Consider the following 18,111-nt stretch of genomic DNA (forward strand, 5'->3'; position numbering starts at 1 on the left):
TCCATGTTGTTTTTCGGAAATGCGTCGACGATACGTGCGGCCGCGCGGGTGCGGAAAATTATAGCCAGCGGCGTTGTGCGCCGGCAATCGCGCGGGCGGCGCGCGGGCTCAGTCGATCGACTGCGCTTGCGCCGACGCGATGCTCTTCAACTGGAACTTGCCGTTGTCGTTGAAGAGCCAGCTTTCCATCAGCTCCACCTGACCGCTGCCGTTGAGCAGCTGCGCGGGCGGCGGCGGCAACGGCGCCGCGCGTCGCAGCGACGCGAGCGCGATCCGCTCGGCTTCGCTGTCGCCGTTGCTGCGATAGACCGACGAGTTCACCAGCTGACCGTCGCGATTGACGGTGAACGAGACCACGACAAGCGCGCGCAGCATCGCCTGCGGCGTGCCGTTCAGCAGGCCTGACGGGTTACGCTCGGCGACGCGCTCGGCAACTGCTGCCCGGTATTGCGCGAGGTTCCCGGAACGTATGATCGACGGCAGCGTGATCACCGCGTGCGGCGGCGGGGGCGTGATCGTGCAGGCGGCGAGCACGGCGAGGCCGGCGAGCGCGGCGACGCGCGGCCATGCGGCAAAGCGGAGGAGGGCTGACATGGGAAGGCGGGCGGACGTGACTATAGACGAATCATAGTCACGCAAATGCGGCGCGACATCGGGACAAACGTATATCGCGCGATGCGGGGTGCAGCGGCGGGTGATGATGCCGGCGCCGGTCGCGCGCGATGGCGGATGCGCGCGGGACCGGGTGCGCGACCGAGGTCGCGCACCATTTCCGCCCGGTCAGTATCCGTGCGTGACGAGCGACAGCACGGACAGGTCCGGATGCGTGCCGTCGACGATGCTGCGGCCGATGTGCACCGCTTCGTGCGCCGCTTCGTCCAGGCTCGCGAAGCGCTCTTCGCCGTCCGCATGGAACGGCACGGTATGGCCGGGCAGCGCGGGATCGGCGCCCGGGTGGCACACGTAGCCGGTGTAGGTGAAGTGCGTGTCGTCGCCGGGGATCGGGGCGGGCGCAACGTGGATTTCGAAGCCCTCGTAATCGACCTGTCGGGTCGGTGTCGGCTGCTCGGACATGGCGGTCTCCGTTTGCCGCGCCGGCGCACTGCCGGCGCATCGCATCGAATGTGCGGCGGCTTGCGTGCCGCCGTTCTGCTACTGATTTTAGGCGATCGGAGACGGCGTTGGGGCGGGGACGCCGCGTTGCCATTCGTACGGGCGTTCGTTCCAGGCGCGCTGCCTGAGCGTGGCGGTCAGTCGACGGCTAACCGGTGCGCGCTTCGGGCTTCACTGGGCGCACTGCACATTCTGTCGGGGCACCACGATGATCACCGGGTACGTTCCCCTGTCGAGCTCGACCGGCGCAACCACCGTCACCATCGTGTCGTCGCTGTCGTCGTACACGCTGACCCGCTCGTGCCGAAGGCTGGCGAGGCCGGTGCAGGCGGACGCGCGGCCTTCATCGGAGATCTTGCACTGGATCGGGTTGTCGGCCAGGTAGCGATACTGGTCCTTGTAGGGGCTCGCCAGGTATTCGCGAACGCTCGGAGCCGATCCGCCGACGCCGGTGACGTACGCGATCGCGCACGGCTGCCCGGGCGTCTCGTTGTCCGTCGGCGTCTCGGCCGCCGCGTGCGCGCTCGCGGCGGCAAGGGCTGCGACGAGTGACGTCGCGATGATGTGCTTCATGGCGTGCTTCCCGGTTGTGCGGATCTGAGCGCGGATTGTAGCGGGAGATTCACCGGGATGCGGTGCGGGCGTGAATGTGGCGAACGCCGCGAGAGGGGAAGGGATGCTGGCGGGTGGCGGAAGCGGTGAGATTCGAACTCACGGACAGTTGCCCGTCGCTGGTTTTCAAGACCAGTGCCTTAAACCACTCGGCCACGCTTCCGGAGGCGGCATTGTAACCGAAATGCCGCGCCTGTCGACCGGAGTCGGCACTTCAGCGCTCTCTCCGGTCCCATGCGTTGCGGCCATGCTCAATCGTCGCGCAGGAACAGTTCCTGCAGGTCGTTGAGGAAGCGCTGTCCGAGCGGCGTCGGCGCGACGTGCGCGTGATCGCGCTCGATCAGCCCGCGCCGTTCGGCTTCCTTCAGCGCGGCTTCGATCGTGCTCATCGGCAGGCCGGTGCGCTCCGCGAAGCTGTGCACCGGGAACCCTTCGACGAGCCGCAGCGTGTTCAGCATGAACTCGAACGGCAGGTCGCGCGCGCCGACCTCGCGCTCCTCCTGCACCGGCGTGCCCGCTTTCGCCTGCTCGATGAAGGTCGCCGGATGCTTGTAGCGCGCCTGCCGCAGGATGCGGTTCGGGAACGACAGCTTGGTGTGCGCGCCCGCGCCGATGCCCAGGTAGTCGCCGAAGCGCCAGTAGTTCAGGTTGTGCTTGCACTGGCGATGCGGCTTCGCGTACGCGGACACCTCGTAGCGTTCGTAGCCGGCCTCGGCGGTGCGCGCGTGGATCCAGTCCTGCATGTCGGCCGACGCGTCGTCATCCGGCACGACGGGCGGGAACTTCGCGAACAGCGTGTTCGGCTCGAGCGTCAGGTGATACAGCGACAGGTGCGGCGGCGCGAACGACAGCGCGGTCTCGATGTCGGTGCGGCATTCGTCGAGCGTCTGGCCCGGCAGCGCGAACATCAGGTCGAGATTGAAGTTGTCGAACGTGTGCGCGGCGACCTCGACCGCGGCGCGCGCCTGCGCGGCGTCGTGGATGCGCCCGAGCGCCTTCAGGTGCGCTTCGTTGAAGCTCTGGATGCCGACCGACAGGCGGTTTACGCCGCTGGCGCGGAATTGCGCGAACTTCGCGGCCTCGAACGTGCCCGGATTCGCCTCGAGCGTGATTTCGGCATCGGCGTCGAGCGGCAGCAGCGCGCGCACGTCGGACAGCAGGCGGTCGAGCCCGGCCGCCGACAGCAGGCTCGGCGTGCCGCCGCCGATGAATACCGTGTGGACCTGCCGGCCCCAGACGAGCGGCAGCGCCTGCTCGAGATCGGCGCGCAGCGCGTCGAGATAATCCGCCTCGGGAAACTGCTCGCCTTTCCATTCGTGCGAATTGAAGTCGCAGTACGGGCACTTGCGCACGCACCACGGGAAATGCACATACAGCGCGAGCGGCGGCAGCGAGGCCAGGCGCACCTGGCCGGGCGACGAGAAGGTCGCGACGACGCGCGCACCGGTGTCGGCAGCCTGGCTCATGCTGTCATCTCCCGCCGGGCCGCTCCCTCGGGGGGCAGCGAGCGGATGTGAGCGTGGGGACACTTCATATTTCCTCCGGAATACGCTCGAGGAGCGCCTTCAGCGCGAGCGCGCGATGGCTCAGCGCGTTCTTCACGGCCGGCTCGAGCTCGGCTGCCGTCGCGCCGAGCGCGGGCACGAAAAAGTGCGGATCGTAGCCGAACCCGTGCGCGCCGCGCGGCGTGTCGACGATCTCGCCGTGCCAGCGCCCCTCGGCGATCAGCGGCTCCGGATCGTCGGCATGGCGCACCAGTGCGAGCACGCAGCAGTAGTAGGCGCGCCGGTCGTCGACACCGCGCAGCGTGTCGACGAGATGCGCGTTGTTCGCCGCGTCGCTCTTGTCCAGGCCCGCGCGCTGCGCGTAGCGCGCCGAGTAGACGCCGGGCGCGCCGCGCAGCGCGCGCACGCACAGCCCGGAATCGTCGGCGATCGCGGGCAGCCCGGTGAGCCGCGACGCATGCCGCGCTTTCGCCAGCGCGTTCTCGACGAAGGTGACGAACGGCTCGTCGGCCTCCGGCACCGCCAGTTCGCCTTGCGGGAGCACTTCGATGCCGACCGTCGAAAACAGCGCGGAAAACTCGCGCAGCTTGCCCGGATTGTTCGAGGCCAGCACGAGGCGCGCAAGCGGCGGCGCGCGGCGGTCGTCAGTCATGGCGCACGCCCAGCGCGTCTTTCTGCAGACGAACCAGCTCGCCGATCCCCGCCTGCGCGAGGTCGAGCAGCGCGTTCATCTCGTCGCGCGAGAACGGCACGCCTTCGGCGGTGCCCTGCACTTCGACGAAGCCGCCCGCGCCCGTCATCACGACGTTCATGTCGGTGTCGCACTGCGAATCCTCGGCGTAGTCGAGATCGAGCACCGGCGCGCCCTCGAACACGCCGACCGAGATCGCGGCCACGTAGTCGGTGATCGGCGAGCGCTCGAGCTTGCCGGCCGCGATCAGCTTCGACACGGCGTCGTGCGCGGCGACGAACGCGCCGGTGATGCTCGCGGTGCGCGTGCCGCCGTCGGCCTGGATCACGTCGCAGTCGATATGGATCGTGCGCGGGCCGAGCGTGTCCAGATCGAACACGGCGCGCAGCGCGCGGCCGATCAGGCGCTGGATTTCCTGGGTGCGGCCGGTCTGCTTGCCGCGTGCGGCCTCGCGGTCGCTGCGCGTGTGCGTCGCGCGCGGCAGCATCCCGTATTCGGCGGTCAGCCAGCCTTGTCCGCGCTCGCGCAGGAACTCCGGCACGCGTTCGACGACGCTTGCCGTGCAGATCACCTTGGTGTCGCCGAATTCGACCAGCACGGAGCCTTCGGCGTGCTTCGTGTAGTGGCGCGTGATCGCGACCTTGCGGAGTTGGTCGGCGCTGCGGCCGCTCGGGCGGGAAACGGAATGCGTCATGAGGGAATGGAGACTTCAGGAGGAAACCTCGATTCTAGCGCCGAACGGCGGCACCGCCCGGCGGGGTGGCCGGCAAAAATGGGATAATGCGCGTTTGCCGCCCCGCGCCCCGGATGCGCCGGGCGCCTCGAAATTCCCCGGCCCGCGAGGGCATCCAGACGGCGAGACAAACCATGATCTACAGCATGACGGGCTATGCGAGCGCGACGCGCGAACTCGCGGCGGCTTCAGGCAACGGCGGCACCAGCGTGTCGGTCGAATTGCGTACCGTGAACTCGCGTTTTCTCGACCTGAATTTCCGCATGCCCGACGACGTGCGCGCGTGCGAGCCGGCGCTGCGCGAGATGTTGATGACGAAGCTGTCGCGCGGCAAGGTGGACGTGCGCATCAACCTGCAGCGCGGCGAGCAGAGCATCGGCGCGGGCGCGCTGAACCAGGCGGCGCTCGGTCAGCTCGCCGAGCTGGAGCGCTCGGTGCTCGACGCGTTCCCCGGCGTCGGCCGCCTGCGCTCGGGCGAGATCCTGCGCTGGCCCGGCGTGCTCGCCGAGAGCGGCGTGTCGGCCGACGCGATCCGCGACGCGGTGCTCGCATGCGGCAAGGAAGCGATCGGCGAGCTCGTCGTGGTGCGCTCGCGCGAAGGCGCGCAGCTTGCCGCGATGCTGCTGTCGAACGTCGCCGAGATGGAGGCGATCGTCGCGCGCATCACGCCGCTCGTGCCGGAGCTGATCGCGAAGCACCAGCAGAAGATCGTCGAGCGGCTGCAGGAAGCGCTCGGTTTCGCGGCGCCGGAAGGCAGCGCGCCGATCGTGTCGCGCGAGGAGGCCGCCGAGCGCATCCGTCAGGAAGTGACGATGTACGGCATCCGGATCGACGTCGCGGAAGAGCTGTCGCGGCTCACCGCGCACCTGAACGAAACGCGTCATGTGATCGAGAAGGGCGGCCGCGTCGGCAAGCGCCTCGACTTCATGATGCAGGAACTGAATCGCGAAGCGAACACGCTCGGCTCGAAAGCGGCGGCCAAGGAACTGGCCGACGCGTCGATGGCGCTCAAGCTCCTGATCGAGCAGATGCGTGAGCAAGTGCAAAACCTGGAGTAACGCAACATGACCGACACCACCCACGACGGCCACGCCGCGCACGCGCTGCACGGCGGGGTCTATCCGGGCAACCTGTTCATGGTGGTCGCGCCGTCCGGCGCGGGCAAATCCACGCTCGTGAACGCGCTGTTGTCCAAGGATCCGGAGATCTGCCTGTCGATCTCGTACACGACACGCAAGCCGCGGCCGGGCGAGCAGGATGGCCAGCACTACCACTTCACGACGGTCGAGGATTTCCGCGAGCGCCACGCGCACCACGAGTTCCTCGAAAGCGCGGAAGTGCACGGCAACTTCTACGGCACCTCGCGCGTCTGGATCGAGGAGCAGATGCGGAACGGCCACGACGTGCTGCTCGAAATCGACTGGCAGGGCGCACAGCAGGTGAAGAAGCAGTTCCGCAACGCGGTCGGCATCTTCATCCTGCCGCCGTCGCTCGACGCGCTCGAGGAGCGCCTGAAGAAGCGCGGCCAGGACGAGCCGAACGTGATCACGCGGCGCCTGCTGGCCGCCGGCAGCGAGATGGCGCATGCGCCGGAAGGGGAGTACGTCGTGATCAACGAGCACTTCGAGCGTGCGCTCGCGGAGCTGCAGTGCATCGTCGCGGCGACCCGCCTGCGATTTGCTTCGCAGTACGCGCGACATGCGGAGCTTTTCATCGAGCTCGGCATTCACCTGCCGCATGCGGAGTGACGGTGCCGGACGAGGCACATAAGGTAGAATAAGCAATATATTCAGAAGGAATGACCCAACATGGCTCGCATTACTGTCGAAGACTGCCTGAAGCAGATCCCGAACCGCTTCGAACTGGCGCTCGCCGCCACCTATCGCGCGCGGCAGCTCGCGCAAGGCCATACGCCGAAGATCGAAAGCCGCGACAAGCCGACCGTCGTCGCGCTGCGCGAGATCGCAGCCGGCCAGGTCGGCGTCGAGATGCTGAAGAAAGTGCCGGTTTAAGGCACACTCGGTATTCACCAGCCATGTAGTTCAGGCGCGCACCGATTGCTGACCGAGGAGGCGAATATGAGCACCACCCCATCGTCCGCCTCCGCGGATTCGAGTCACGAAGCCACGGCCCAGTCGCCTGCGCGCCAGTACATCGACGCGGTCCTCGAACAGTCGTTTCGCCACCTGTTCGGGCCGACCGCCACGCCGGAGCAGCCGCGCAAGCACGGCGTCGTTTCCATCGCGAAACTGACCGCCGCGCTAGCCGACTACCTGAGCCCGGAAGAGATCAAAGAGGTCAAGGCGGCGTTCCATTTCAGCGACGAAGCCCACCTCGGTCAATATCGCCAGAGCGGCGAACCCTACATCACCCATCCCGTCGCCGTCGCGGAAATCTGCGCCGGCTGGAAGCTCGACGCCCAGGCGGTCATGGCGGCGCTTCTGCACGACGTGATGGAAGACCAGGGCGTGACGAAGAGCGAACTCGCCGAGCGCTTCGGGCCGAAGGTCGCGGAGCTGGTCGACGGGCTGTCCAAGCTCGACAAGATGGAGTTCCGCAGCCGCGAGGAAGCGCAGGCGGAGAACTTCCGCAAGATGCTGCTCGCGATGGCGCGCGACGTGCGGGTCATCCTCGTCAAGCTGGCCGACCGCCTGCACAACATGCGCACGCTCGGCGCGGTGCCGATGGAAAAGCGCCGCCGCGTCGCCCGCGAGACGCTCGACATCTATGCGCCGATCGCGCACCGCCTCGGTCTGAACAATACCTATCGCGAGCTGCAGGACATGAGCTTCGCGAACTTCAATCCGCATCGCTACGCGACGCTGGAGAAGGCGGTGAAGGCGGCGCGCGGCAATCGCCGCGAGGTGATCGGCAAGATCCTCGAGTCCGCGCAGCGCGCGATGGCCGACGCGAAGCTCGACGCGGAGATCACCGGGCGCGAAAAGACCATCTACAGCATCTACCGGAAGATGCGCGACAAGCAGCTGTCGTTCTCGCAGGTCCTCGACGTGTACGGTTTTCGCGTCGTGGTCGAGAATCCGCTCGACTGCTACACCTGCATCGGCGCGCTGCATGCGCTGTACAAGCCCGTGCCGGGCAAGTTCAAGGATTACATCGCGATTCCGAAGGTCAACGGCTACCAGTCGCTGCACACGACGCTGGTCGGCCCGTTCGGCGCGCCGATCGAGTTCCAGGTGCGCACGCGCAAGATGCACGAGATCGCGGAGGCGGGCGTCGCTGCGCACTGGCTGTACAAGAACGGCGGGGCGGACCTGAACGACGTGCAGACGCGCGCGCACCAGTGGCTGAAGTCGCTGCTCGACATCCAGAGCGAGGCGGGCGATTCGAGCGAGTTCCTCGAACACGTGAAGATCGACCTGTTCCCGGACGCGGTGTACGTGTTTACGCCGAAGTCGAAGATCATGGCGCTGCCGCGCGGCGCGACCGCGCTCGATTTTGCGTATTCGATCCACAGCGATCTCGGCAACCAGTGCGTCGCGGTGAAGATCAACAACGAGCTGCTGCCGCTGCGCACCGAGCTGAAGAGCGGCGACATCGTCGAGGTGATCACCGCGCCTTATTCGAAGCCGAATCCCGCATGGCTCGGCTTCGTGCGAACCGGCAAGGCTCGCTCGGCGATCCGCCACTATCTGAAGACGATGCGCCTGAACGAGTCGGTGCAGCTCGGCGAGCGGCTCGTCGACCAAAGCCTGAAGGGCTACGGCCTCGCGCTCGCCGACGTCACGCCGGAGGTGTGGGAGAAGCTCGTGCAGTGGACCGGCAACAAGAGCCGGCAGGAGATCTTCGCGGATATCGGCCTCGGCCGCCGCGTCGCGGCGGTGATGGCCAAGCGCATCGAGGTGCTGATGAGCGGCCGCGACGCGGACGACGACCTGCCGCGCGCCGAGCGGCAGGCGGCGCACCATGCGCCGCCGGTGGTGATCACCGGCACCGAGGGGATGTCGGTGCAGCTGTCGGCATGCTGCCGGCCGATTCCCGGCGACGACATCATGGGCTATATCGGCATCGGCCTCGGGATGGCGATTCATACGACCGATTGCCGTGTCGCGCAGCGGATCCACCGCCGCGATCCGGGCCGCTGGATCGACGTCGCATGGGCGCCGCAGCCCGGCCGCCTGTTCGACGTCGCGGTGAAGGCGCTCGTGAAGAACACGAAGGGCATCTTCGCGCGAGTAGCGGCGGACATCACGTCGGCCGACGCGAACATCGTCCACATTGCGATGGACGAGGATCTGACGCACGAATCGACTGTGCTGCGCTTCGTGATCCAGGTCAGCGACCGGGTCCATCTGGCGAACGTGATGCGGCGCGTGCGGACCAACCCGGACGTGATGCGGATCATGCGCGAGCGCTCGACCGACGACGGCGCGCATACGCGTCATGACGGCGGCATGCGTATCGACCGCGAGCGCCAGGATTATTGACGCCCGGGCGGCGTGAGCGCGCGGTGAGCGGCGGCCTCGGGGCCGCCGTTTTCATGTGAGGAAGGGGCTTCTCGTCGCAATGTCGTGACTGCTGTGACGGATGCGGGCGGGACAAAAATGCGGGCAGACAAAGAAAAAGGGCTTTCCCGGAGGAAAGCCCTTTTAAGGTGGTGCGGCTGGCAGGATTCGAACCCACGACCCCTTGGTTCGTAGCCAAGTACTCTATCCAACTGAGCTACAGCCGCACGCAAAACGGTACTGCTTCAAACTGCGAGGATCTTCGTTGCCGAAGATCCGTAAAGGTGGTGCGGCTGGCAGGATTCGAACCCACGACCCCTTGGTTCGTAGCCAAGTACTCTATCCAACTGAGCTACAGCCGCACGCAAAACGGTACTACATCAAGATTGACAGACCTTCCTTCGATTGGGAAAGCCCGCTGAAACAGGTGGTGCGGCTGGCAGGATTCGAACCCACGACCCCTTGGTTCGTAGCCAAGTACTCTATCCAACTGAGCTACAGCCGCACGCAGAAGCGGAATTATAAACAGGCTTATCTAAAAAGGGAAGCGTTATTCGCAATTTCTCCGCCGGTGCGGTTCGTGTACCCTTGAAGCATCTGCAACCTGCGTTTGAACGTGCATCATGAACAAGGCGTTTGTCAAAGAGTCGGACGGCGACGACGACGATCTCGATCAGGCCCAGCCGGCAATTCCGGCCGGCGCGAAGAACTACATCACGCCGGCGGGACACAAGCGGCTCAGGGACGAGCTGCTGCATCTGATCGACGTCGAGCGCCCGGAAGTGGTGCGGCTCGTGTCGTGGGCGGCGTCGAACGGCGATCGCTCGGAAAACGGCGATTACATCTACGGCAAGCGGCGGCTGCGCGAGATCGACCGCCGCATCCGCTTCCTGACCAAGCGGCTCGACATTGCCGAGGTGGTCGACGCGAGCCGGCAGGAGAGCACCGACCAGGTATTCTTCGGCGCGACCGTTGAATACGCGACACCCGACGGCGACGCGCATACGATCACGATCGTCGGCATCGACGAAGTCGATCTCGACTGCGGGCACGTCAGCTGGATCTCGCCGGTCGCGCGTGCACTGCTGAAGGCGAAGGTGGGCGACACGGTCACGCTGATGACGCCGGCCGGGCCGCAGCCGATCGACGTGCTCGACGTGCATTATCCGGCGCCGGCCGGCCACTGACGCCGCGCCGCCGGTCGGGAGCCGTCCTTCCAGCGCACCAGAAAAGCGAAACGCCCCGCGGGCAGGGGCGCTTCATCCGCATCGCGACGGCGCGGCCCGGAAGCGGCGACGCAGCCCTCCCGTAACCGAAACCTGCTTTGTCGTTCGACGAGGCGGGGTTGGCGTCATGCCGGCGCGCGGAAGGGGCGGCCCGGCCGCCTGGCTTTGCGCGGCCGTGGACGCGGTGTAGTGCGCTCCTCGAAGCGTCATCGGATGGCCGCAGCTGCCGTAACGCGATTATTGACGTTTCGGCAATAGAGGTTTGTGCCGGTCACGGATAATGAAAGTATGCCAACTCGCTATACTGCGATCTCTGCTTTCCGAAGCAGACTTTTTCGTTGACGGAAAAGATCTCCAAACCTTTGTCGGCGCGACTTCCCAGTCGCGCTTTTTTTTGCCCGCGTTTCCGCGTTATTGCTCGTACCGGCGCCGCCTGCGCCGCTTGGCGGGCGGTGGTGGTGCGTCCGCCGACTCGGCCGGCGGCGGCGTGTCGGCCCAGTCCTCCATCACGTAATGACGTGCGTCGAGCGGCGATGCGAGCAGGTTCTGCCAGTGGTCGCCATGCCAGTTCGCGTCGAACCCGGCGTCGTACGACGTCTCGCCGGCGGATTCGCGACGCGCCTCCGGTTTGCGATGGCCCCGCCCGAGCCGGCTCGCCAGGCGCCTGATCCCGTCCAGCCACATGCCGTTCTCCTGCTCGTTGCAGTTGCCCCAAGCATCGCAACGGCGCGCGCGGTCCGCAACCCGGAAAAATACCGAGTCCGTCATCCGATCGATGTGACCCCGGAAAGTCTTTCTCATCTTCGATATAAAGATATCGTCCCCGGTAATAATGACAGGTTTAACCGGCGAGTCGATTAATTGGCGATGCCAGGATGCTGTTTCCGTCACCATTTATATTATTTTTATAAAGGATCGCTGAAAAATTTTCTTGACGCGCCAGTTTGGTCAATTTATAAAGTCAGCACTCGGTGTTACGAGGGACGGCGCGTGAAGGCCACAGGCCGGGCGTCGGCCGCGAAGCGCCGGGAAATGGCTATTGCATCCTGGTTACTTGATCAAATCGTGTGGGGTAAGAGGGTATGGATACGGGTATCGTGAAATGGTTTAACGATGCTAAAGGCTTCGGCTTTATTACGTCGGACAACGGTGGTGAGGATCTGTTTGCACATTTTTCCGAAATCCGCATGGACGGCTTCAAGACGCTGAAGGAAAACCAGCGGGTTTCTTTTGAAGTGAAAAACGGCCCGAAGGGCAGGCAGGCGGCCAATATCCAGGCGCTGTAACGCGCCGTTCGCCGCGGCATTCGGCTAGCAGCCCCCGCATCGCGGGGGCTTTTGCTTTGCGGGGCGGTAAAATTGGCGGGTGGCCGGCGCACGCGCCGGTGCCGATTCACCACAGCGCACGCCCGCGCATGACCGCGCCAACCCTCAGCCCCGACATGTCCGATTCCCGCTCGTCCGATCCCGCCAGTGAGCAGCCGCTCGTTTTCGTCGACCTCGAGACCACCGGCGGCTCGGTCGCCGAGCATCGCATCACCGAAATCGGCGTGGTCGAGGTCGGGCCGCTCGGCGTGTCGACGTGGACGTCGCTCGTCAATCCCGGGCAGGCGATTCCGCCGTTCATCCAGCAACTGACGGGCATCACCGATTCGATGGTGCGCGATGCGCCGGCGTTCGCGGCGCTCGCGCCCGCGCTTTTCGAGCGGCTCGACGGCAAGCTGTTCGTCGCACACAACGCGAGTTTCGACCGCGGCTTCCTGCGTGCCGAATTCGACCGTGCCGGTCTCGCGTTCAATCCCGACGTGCTGTGCACCGTGCGCCTGTCGCGCGCGCTGTTCCCGCGCGAGACGCGGCATGGTCTCGATGCGCTGATCGAGCGGCACGCTCTCGTGCCGTCGGCGCGGCACCGGGCGCTGGCCGACGCCGATCTGCTCTGGCAGTTCTGGCGCCATTTGCATGACGTCGTGCCGGCGGATCGCCTGCACGAGCAGATCGCGCGCACCACGCGCCATTTCCGGCTCGCAGGCGACCTGACCGAAGCGTGGCTCGAGACCGCGCCGGCCGGGTGCGGCGCCTACGCGTTGTTCGGCGAGGCGGACGCGCCGCTTTACGTCGGGCGCAGTGTGCGGCTGAGGCAGCGCTTGCGCGCGTTGTTGACGGGCGAGCGGCGCTCGTCAAAGGAAATGCGGCTCGCGCAGCTGGTGCGGCGCGTGGAATGGCGGGAAACCGGCAACGAGCTCGGTGCAATGCTCGCGGAAGCGCAGTGGATCGCGGGCCTGCGTCCGTCGTTCAATCGCCGTCCGGCAGCGGACGCGGGGCGTGCCGGTGCGGGCGCGCCCTGGCCCTTCGACGGGGCGGCGGCTTTCGAGGCGCACGGCGAACGCACGCTATTCCACGTGATCGACCGCTGGCGTTATCTGGGCGTGGCGGAGTCGCTCGATGCGGCCGCGCGGCTCGTCGTCGAGGATGCGCCAGCGCCGTTCGAGCCGTTCACCTATCGTCTGATGCAGACGCATCTCGCGCGTGGCCTGCAGCTGATCCCGCTCGCCGTACCGGCGAGCGCCGCCTGACCGCCGCGCGTCGTCACGTCATCCGATCGCGCTTGCGCCCCCACCCGCACACACGTGGGCGAGGGACGTGCCGAGCGCCTGCGTCTGGCCCGCGTCGTAACGCGTGAGCGCCTTCCAGTTGGCGATGCTGCGCGCGAGCCTGGCCTGGCAGTCGGGCGCGTGCCGCAGCGGCTCGACCTGCGCGAGGCCGGCGAGCATCGCCTGCGTCAGGCGGTCGAGCTTCGGGCGCGTGATGGCCGCGAGATCGGGCGGTGTGCCCTCCGGCGGGCGGCTCGCGCGCCACGCGGCGAACAGCGCATTCTGCACGTCCTTGCTCGCTTCGATCTGATCCTCGAAAAATGCCCGGGCGTACGCCGGGTCGATGCCGGCCTGCGTCGCGCGCTTCTCGACCGACGCGAGCAATTCCGCTTCGCGCGGGCGGTCCTCGATCGGCTTGCCGTTCGCCCATTTCCAGCGCGCGACCGGTTCGGCGAGCACGAGGCGTTGCGACGCGAGCGCGACGAGATTGGTGAAAGCGGTGTCGTCGCCGTCGGCAACGGCGACGCGGGGGATGGCGCCGAGGGCGAGGCCGAGCGCTGCCGCGGCGAGGCCGGCGCGAATTGCGTGCTTCATTGGAATGGTCGAAAACCGGCTGACCCGGCAGTGGAAAATCAGAAGGATAGACGAAGACATCGCGCGGCGAAGCGGCGCGAGCGGGGAATCAGCGGGCGAGCCGATCTGGCACCGTCAGGCCGTTGCGGCCCGGGCGCGAAGCAAGCTGCGGCAATTGCGCAGAGAAGAACCGCACGATCGCGTTGATCGGCACGTGGCGGTTAAAGAACGGAACGTCCGTTCACTTCGGCGAATACAGCTTGTGCTGCTCGTCGAAGAATGCCCGTACGTGGTCGGGCAGCTCAGCGAGGAACTCCACGCCAACGGGATCCGGATCCGGGCTCATCACTTGCTCCGGGGGCGGCATGCGGGTCGGCTTTTCATCCATGATCTTTCTCCGATAGGTTGAAAGATTATCTGCCTCGCGCTTCGATTTATGCCAGCAACAGATCGTTAGATTTTGTCTCTGTTGTATTAACGGCACACGCTGCCGTGCGCTGCGCACAATCGCGGCGAGCGCCGTCTACGGAATCGCAACAATCGGCGCGCTTGTTGTTCTTCGCGCACTTTTTTCAGAACCACAATCAAACGAACGGCGTGACGGATCGCTCCTGTTCGGCGCGCGCCACGAAGACACGCGCCGGTGCGCGCCGTCAGGCCGCTCGCTTGAAAAGCCGGATCACGAACAGCAGGATCACCGCCCCGATGACCGCGACGATCACCGAGCCGAAGAAGCCGCTGCCGATGCGGATGCCGAGCAACCCGGCGAGCCAGCCGCCGATCAGCGCGCCGACGATCCCGACGATGATATCGACGATGAGTCCGAAGCCGCCGCCCTTGACGAGCACACCGGCGAGCCAGCCGGCGATCGCGCCGATGATGAGCCACATAATCAGGCCATGAGTCATGGTGGTGCTCTCCTTGCGATGAGTCGAAAGACCGGACGCCGGATGGCGGGTTCGTCACGCGGTGAAGGCGACGCGCCGGTTCCGCGGCGCCGCCCACGCAATCTAGCGCGATAGACGGGTCGGAACCGTCAAGTAATGTTATGCACCGGGCGCGTGAAATTCCAAGGTCGTCATCCGCGGATGGCCTGCGCGCTACCGTCCGGCCGGCTCGCCCGCGTCCGCCGGTGGCGTTTCCGGCAGCGCGCGGCGCGCTTCGGCGATCAGACGTTCCGCGACCGCCGCGTCGCCGATCGCTTCGATCGCCAATAGCGCAAAGCGCGCGAGGAACAGCGGGGCCTGGGTTTCGCCGATGCGCGTCATCGTGTGGCAGAGGTTCGTATAAACGGTATCGCGTTCGCTGTCGGTGATCATGCGTGCTCCTGAAGATCGGATGGAATGCGCGCTTGCAGCGCGTGCGTCAGCGCGGCTTCGAGGTCGGTCGCGCACGCGTCGTGCCAGCGCCCGAGCACGTGGCCGTCCGGGCGCACCAGATAAACGGTGCCGGCGCGGGCGCCGTACATCGCGAAGAGCCGCCCGGTGGGGTCGGCGCCGCCGCGTCGCTCGTGCGATTCCGGTTGCTGCTTGTCCAGTACGACGAGATCGAACGGCAGCCCCGCTTGCCGCAGACGCTGTTCGAGCGTGACGAGCGACGGATCGGGCTCGCCGCCATCGACGAAGCAAAACGCGGTGAAGCGGGGCGTGACGAGGTCGGTGAGATGCCCGCCGCGCGCGTCGCCGCGCCGTCCGGCGAGCGTCAGCGGGCATTCGGCGAGCACCGCGCCGGGCGCCGGGCCGGCCTGGAACGTGTCCGAAGCGGCGTTCAGCGGTGATGCGCTGTATTCGATCGCCGAGGTCTGGCGCGGATTGATCAGCGAGCGCAGCGCCGGGTGTTCGACCGCCAGCGTCAGTACCGCCTTGCGCATCAGCTCGAACGCGAACGACGGCGGCGCCATGAATTCGGTGCTCTTCGTGCCGTAGCGGAGATTTTCATGGGTCGCGAACACGCGCTCGTCGGAATAGCTGTCGAGCAGCGTGTCCGAGGCGAGGCCGCGCATCACGAACGCGAGCTTCCACGCGAGATTGTCGGCGTCGTCGATGCCCGAGTTCGCGCCGCGCACGCCGAAGATCGGCACGAGATGCGCGGCGTCGCCGCAGAACAGCACGCGCCCGTGCCGGTAGCGTTCGAGCGTCAGCGCGTTGGCCTTGTAGACGGTGATCCAGATCGGCGCCCATTCGCCGCGCTCGCCCATCATGTCGAGGAGGCTTTGCACGCGCGGAATCACGTTCTCGGGCTTCACGGCGGTCTCGGCGTCCTCGCCGTCGCGCAACTGGTAATCGATGCGCCATACGTTGTCGGGCTGCTTGTGGACCAGCACCGTCGAGCCCGGGTTCGATGCCGGATCGAAGTAGGCAAGGCGCTCGGTCGGCCGGTCGCTGTCGAGCGCGATGTCGACGATCACGTAACGGCCTTCGTAGCTCGTGCCCTTGAGCGAAAGGCCGAGCGCCTCGCGCACCGTGCTGCGCCCGCCGTCGCACGCGACGACCCAGTCCGCGTCGAGCGCATAGTCGCCAAGCGGCGTGCCGAGCTTCAGGCGCACGCCGTCGGGCTGCTCGATCACCTCGGCGACCTTGGTCTGCCAGCGGATCTCGATCAGGTCGGCGCGCTGCTTCGCCGCGTCGAGCAGGAACTGCTCGATGTGATACTGCGCGAGGTTCACCATCGGCGGCAGCTTCTGGTTCTCGTCCTGCGGCATCGTGAAGTGCAGCACTTCGTCGTCACGATAGAAGCTGCGTCCGCCGGTCCACGGCAGGCCGACGCGCAGGAAGCCTTCGAGCGCGCCAAGCCGCTCGATGATCTCGAGGCTGCGCCGCGAGATGCAGATCGCGCGGCTGCCGTAACAGACGGAATCGTCGGCTTCCAGCAGCACGGACGCGATCCCCTGGTTCGCGAGCCCGAGCGCGACGGCGAGCCCGACCGGGCCGCCACCGACGATCGCGACGCGATGCCGCCGGGCATCGATGCCCTCGTGGCACGCGGGCAGTTGCGCGGCGTGCCGTTCGGCGACGAACGGATAAGGTTTGAATGCAATGCCCATCGTTTACTCCTGTGATGAATGCGGATGCGTCGCCGCGCGGCGGACGACCGGCAGCGTCGTCGCGACGAGCGCGCCGAGCGCGAGCAGCACGGCGGCATACAGCAGGCCGGCCGAGAAGCTGTGCGTGACGTCCTTCAGCCAGCCGACCGCCAGCGGGTTGAGCGCGGAGCCGATGTTGCCGATCGCGTTGATCGCCGCGATGCCGATGGCGCGCGCCCGTGCGCTGAGCACGTGGTCGGGCGACGTCCAGAAGATCGACATCGCGGTGTATGCGCCGGCGGACGCGGCGCACACGCCGGCCAGCCGCAGCGCCGGGAACGGCGCCCACGCGGTGGCGAGCCAGCCGAGCGTCGCGAACAGCATCGGCAGAACCAGATGCCATTTGCGTTCCTGGCGGCGATCGGAGCGTTTGCCCCACGCGATCATCGCGACGATCGTGCAGACCTGCGGGATCGCCGCGAGCAGGCCGACGAGCCGGTTGCTCGCGCCGGCATTGAAGCTCTTGACGATCAGCGGGGTCCAGACCGCCACCATCGCGAGCGAATTCACGAGGCAGAAGTAGGTCAGGGAGAACAGCAGCACCGGCTTCGACGTGAGCTCGTGCCAGATGCTTGCCGGGCGCCCGGTGCCGGCGGCGGCGCTCGGGCGGTGTTCGGCTGCGAGCAGTTGCGCGAGCGCGTGCTTTTCGTCGTCGCTCAGCCAGCGGGCGTCCGCGGGCCGGTCGTCGAGCCGAGCGAGCACTGCGAGCCCGAGCAGCGCGGCCGGCAGCCCTTCGAGCATGAACAGCCATTGCCAGCCGCGCAGGCCGAACGTGCCGTCGAGCGCGAGGAGATAGCCGGACAGCGCCGAGCCGAGCGCGGCCGTCACCGGCATCGCGATCATGAAGAGCGCATTGGCGCGTGCGCGCCAGGCGGCCGGAAACCAGTAGGTCAGGTACAACAGGATGCCAGGCAGGAAGCCGGCCTCGGTGATGCCGACCAGCACGCGCAGCGCATACAGCGTGCCGGGACTCGTCGCGAACATCGTCGCGGACGACGCGAGCCCCCACGCGATCATGATTCCGGCGATCCAGCGGCGCGCGCCGATGCGGGCGAGCACCAGGTTGCCGGGTACGCCGCACGCGATGTACGCGACGTAGAACAGTGTCGTCGCGAGGCCGAACTGCACGCCGCTCAGGCCGAGATCCTTCATCATCGTCAGTGCGGCGAAGCCGATGTTGATCCGGTCGAGGAACGAGAAGAAGAACAGCACGAACAGGAAGCCGAGCAGGCGGCGCGATACCTTGTCGATCAGTCGTCGCGTGACGTCGTGCCCGAGCGCGGGCGTAGCATGCGGCGCGGCCGGGTCGGCGAGCGTGGCGGGGGCCATAAGGGTGTCTCCGGTCGGGGGGGGGGCTGCCGGGCGGGGCGCCCGGTGCGTGCACGTCTGTTGTCGTGTCTGGCCTGCGCCGCCTGTCGGGGCGGCGGGCGAGGGTGACGTGTCGCAGGCAGTATGGCGCGCGCGGCGCGGGCCGCTGTCCCCATCCTGGGTACAGCGACGGCGTACGGACGGCTCGGGACAAA

At 66.8% G+C, this 18,111-nt stretch carries 20 protein-coding genes and 4 tRNA genes; 7 read left to right on the forward strand and 17 right to left on the reverse strand.

Annotated features, from left to right (window positions below; all coding sequences use genetic code 11):
- Positions 1 to 108: 108 nt before the first annotated feature.
- The 7 genes from LIG30_RS17880 to rph form a co-directional block, all read right to left on the reverse strand.
- Positions 109 to 594: an energy transducer TonB family protein gene (locus LIG30_RS17880; RefSeq protein ID WP_051995082.1), complete on the reverse strand. Its 486-nt coding sequence runs from the start codon at positions 592 to 594 to the stop codon at positions 109 to 111.
- Positions 595 to 780: 186 nt separating this feature from the next.
- Positions 781 to 1,074, reverse strand: a complete 294-nt coding sequence (locus LIG30_RS17885) for a hypothetical protein (RefSeq protein WP_038714101.1) — start codon at positions 1,072 to 1,074, stop codon at positions 781 to 783.
- Positions 1,075 to 1,284: 210 nt separating this feature from the next.
- On the reverse strand, positions 1,285 to 1,686 hold the full coding sequence (locus tag LIG30_RS17890; RefSeq protein ID WP_038714066.1) for a hypothetical protein: 402 nt from the start codon (positions 1,684 to 1,686) through the stop codon (positions 1,285 to 1,287).
- A gap of 114 nt (positions 1,687 to 1,800) precedes the next feature.
- Positions 1,801 to 1,888, reverse strand: a tRNA-Ser gene (locus LIG30_RS17895).
- 88 nt (positions 1,889 to 1,976) lie between these two features.
- Positions 1,977 to 3,191 (reverse strand): radical SAM family heme chaperone HemW, encoded by a 1,215-nt coding sequence (gene hemW / locus LIG30_RS17900; RefSeq protein ID WP_038714067.1) that lies wholly within the window; start codon positions 3,189 to 3,191, stop codon positions 1,977 to 1,979.
- Between the two features lie 64 nt (positions 3,192 to 3,255).
- Positions 3,256 to 3,882, reverse strand: coding sequence for an RdgB/HAM1 family non-canonical purine NTP pyrophosphatase (rdgB, locus tag LIG30_RS17905; RefSeq protein WP_038714069.1), 627 nt, complete (start codon positions 3,880 to 3,882; stop codon positions 3,256 to 3,258).
- Entirely contained in the window at positions 3,875 to 4,615 is a 741-nt protein-coding gene (gene rph / locus LIG30_RS17910) for a ribonuclease PH (RefSeq protein ID WP_038714070.1), read from the reverse strand. Before rph ends, rdgB begins: the two co-directional genes overlap by 8 nt.
- A 173-nt stretch (positions 4,616 to 4,788) precedes the next feature.
- On the opposite strand from rph, the gene LIG30_RS17915 reads away from it, so the two are divergent.
- The 4 genes from LIG30_RS17915 (at position 4,789) to LIG30_RS17930 (ending at position 9,099) form a co-directional block, all read left to right on the forward strand.
- Positions 4,789 to 5,712, forward strand: coding sequence for a YicC/YloC family endoribonuclease (locus LIG30_RS17915; RefSeq protein ID WP_038714072.1), 924 nt, complete (start codon positions 4,789 to 4,791; stop codon positions 5,710 to 5,712).
- Positions 5,713 to 5,718: 6 nt separating this feature from the next.
- Positions 5,719 to 6,402 carry a guanylate kinase gene (gene gmk, locus LIG30_RS17920; RefSeq protein ID WP_038714073.1) on the forward strand — a complete coding sequence of 228 codons (684 nt, stop codon included), beginning with the start codon at positions 5,719 to 5,721 and terminating at the stop codon, positions 6,400 to 6,402.
- Positions 6,403 to 6,462: 60 nt separating this feature from the next.
- On the forward strand, positions 6,463 to 6,666 hold the full coding sequence (gene rpoZ / locus LIG30_RS17925; protein WP_006025620.1) for a DNA-directed RNA polymerase subunit omega: 204 nt from the start codon (positions 6,463 to 6,465) through the stop codon (positions 6,664 to 6,666).
- Positions 6,667 to 6,732: 66 nt separating this feature from the next.
- Complete coding sequence (locus LIG30_RS17930) at positions 6,733 to 9,099, forward strand: RelA/SpoT family protein (protein ID WP_038714102.1); 2,367 nt, start codon at positions 6,733 to 6,735, stop codon at positions 9,097 to 9,099.
- Between the two features lie 168 nt (positions 9,100 to 9,267).
- Here the strand turns inward: LIG30_RS17930 and LIG30_RS17935 are convergent.
- The 3 genes from LIG30_RS17935 to LIG30_RS17945 all read right to left on the reverse strand — a co-directional run bounded on the left by LIG30_RS17935 (position 9,268) and on the right by LIG30_RS17945 (position 9,622).
- Positions 9,268 to 9,344, reverse strand: a tRNA-Arg gene (locus LIG30_RS17935).
- Between the two features lie 58 nt (positions 9,345 to 9,402).
- Positions 9,403 to 9,479, reverse strand: a tRNA-Arg gene (locus tag LIG30_RS17940).
- Between the two features lie 66 nt (positions 9,480 to 9,545).
- Positions 9,546 to 9,622: transfer RNA gene (locus tag LIG30_RS17945), tRNA-Arg, on the reverse strand.
- Positions 9,623 to 9,740: 118 nt separating this feature from the next.
- Here LIG30_RS17945 and greB point away from each other — a divergent pair.
- Positions 9,741 to 10,304, forward strand: coding sequence for a transcription elongation factor GreB (gene greB, locus LIG30_RS17950; RefSeq protein ID WP_038714075.1), 564 nt, complete (start codon positions 9,741 to 9,743; stop codon positions 10,302 to 10,304).
- Between the two features lie 450 nt (positions 10,305 to 10,754).
- On the opposite strand, the gene LIG30_RS17955 is transcribed toward greB, so the two are convergent.
- The gene (locus LIG30_RS17955) at positions 10,755 to 11,027 is read right to left on the reverse strand and encodes a hypothetical protein (protein WP_038714103.1); all 273 of its coding nucleotides are present in this window, start codon (positions 11,025 to 11,027) and stop codon (positions 10,755 to 10,757) included.
- A 398-nt stretch (positions 11,028 to 11,425) separates the two neighbouring features.
- Between LIG30_RS17955 and LIG30_RS17960 the strand changes: the two genes are divergently transcribed.
- Positions 11,426 to 11,629: a cold-shock protein gene (locus tag LIG30_RS17960; RefSeq protein ID WP_038714078.1), complete on the forward strand. Its 204-nt coding sequence runs from the start codon at positions 11,426 to 11,428 to the stop codon at positions 11,627 to 11,629.
- Between the two features lie 155 nt (positions 11,630 to 11,784).
- Positions 11,785 to 12,915 (forward strand): exonuclease domain-containing protein, encoded by a 1,131-nt coding sequence (locus tag LIG30_RS17965; protein WP_038714104.1) that lies wholly within the window; start codon positions 11,785 to 11,787, stop codon positions 12,913 to 12,915.
- A gap of 18 nt (positions 12,916 to 12,933) precedes the next feature.
- On the opposite strand, the gene LIG30_RS17970 is transcribed toward LIG30_RS17965, so the two are convergent.
- The 6 genes from LIG30_RS17970 to LIG30_RS17990 all read right to left on the reverse strand — a co-directional run bounded on the left by LIG30_RS17970 (position 12,934) and on the right by LIG30_RS17990 (position 17,917).
- A complete protein-coding gene (locus tag LIG30_RS17970; RefSeq protein WP_038714080.1) occupies positions 12,934 to 13,527 on the reverse strand; it encodes a chorismate mutase in 594 nt (197 codons plus the stop codon).
- Between the two features lie 220 nt (positions 13,528 to 13,747).
- Positions 13,748 to 13,894 (reverse strand): hypothetical protein, encoded by a 147-nt coding sequence (locus LIG30_RS27035; protein ID WP_038714082.1) that lies wholly within the window; start codon positions 13,892 to 13,894, stop codon positions 13,748 to 13,750.
- Between the two features lie 265 nt (positions 13,895 to 14,159).
- A complete protein-coding gene (locus LIG30_RS17975) occupies positions 14,160 to 14,414 on the reverse strand; it encodes a GlsB/YeaQ/YmgE family stress response membrane protein (protein WP_038714083.1) in 255 nt (84 codons plus the stop codon).
- 192 nt (positions 14,415 to 14,606) lie between these two features.
- A complete protein-coding gene (locus tag LIG30_RS17980) occupies positions 14,607 to 14,825 on the reverse strand; it encodes a hypothetical protein (RefSeq protein ID WP_038714085.1) in 219 nt (72 codons plus the stop codon).
- Positions 14,822 to 16,549: an FAD-dependent oxidoreductase gene (locus LIG30_RS17985; protein WP_038714088.1), complete on the reverse strand. Its 1,728-nt coding sequence runs from the start codon at positions 16,547 to 16,549 to the stop codon at positions 14,822 to 14,824. The genes LIG30_RS17980 and LIG30_RS17985 overlap by 4 nt, the downstream gene beginning before the upstream one ends.
- Positions 16,550 to 16,552: 3 nt before the next feature.
- Positions 16,553 to 17,917, reverse strand: a complete 1,365-nt coding sequence (locus LIG30_RS17990; RefSeq protein ID WP_038714089.1) for an MFS transporter — start codon at positions 17,915 to 17,917, stop codon at positions 16,553 to 16,555.
- Between the last annotated feature and the right edge of the window lie 194 nt (positions 17,918 to 18,111).

The sequence above is a fragment of the Burkholderia sp. lig30 genome, from assembly GCF_000687455.2.
In the GTDB taxonomy this organism is placed as follows: domain Bacteria; phylum Pseudomonadota; class Gammaproteobacteria; order Burkholderiales; family Burkholderiaceae; genus Burkholderia.